This window comes from Winogradskyella sp. UBA3174, assembly GCF_002364335.1.
GTDB lineage: Bacteria > Bacteroidota > Bacteroidia > Flavobacteriales > Flavobacteriaceae > Winogradskyella.
The window spans coordinates 10,597-10,938 of sequence record NZ_DEXW01000035.1 but is presented as its reverse complement, the minus strand read 5'-3'; the positions used below and the strand labels follow the sequence as shown (position 1 = coordinate 10,938).

At 36.5% G+C, this 342-nt stretch carries 1 pseudogene; it reads left to right on the top strand.

Features of this window, described 5'->3' with window-relative positions:
• Positions 1-342, top strand: a pseudogene (locus tag B2U95_RS04765) (30S ribosomal protein S12 methylthiotransferase RimO); the annotation flags it as partial.

The window sequence follows — 342 nt, the reverse complement described above, 5'->3', positions numbered from 1 at the left end:
GATTACGAAACACTCAGAGAATGGGTTAGAGAGATGCGTTTTGAGCGTTTAGGTTGCTTTACGTATTCGCACGAAGAAAACACACATGCCTTTAATTTAGAAGATGATGTGCCAGCAGATGTAAAGATGCAACGTGCTAATGAAATTATGGAAATTCAATCTCAGATTTCTTGGGAATTAAATCAAGCTAAAATAGGGCAGGTGTTTAAAGTGGTTATTGATCGTAAAGAGGGTAATTATTTTGTGGGTCGTACAGAATATGATTCGCCAGACGTTGATAACGAAGTACGTATTGATGCTACTGAAACGTATTTAAAAACAGGTGAGTTTGCAACTATAAAA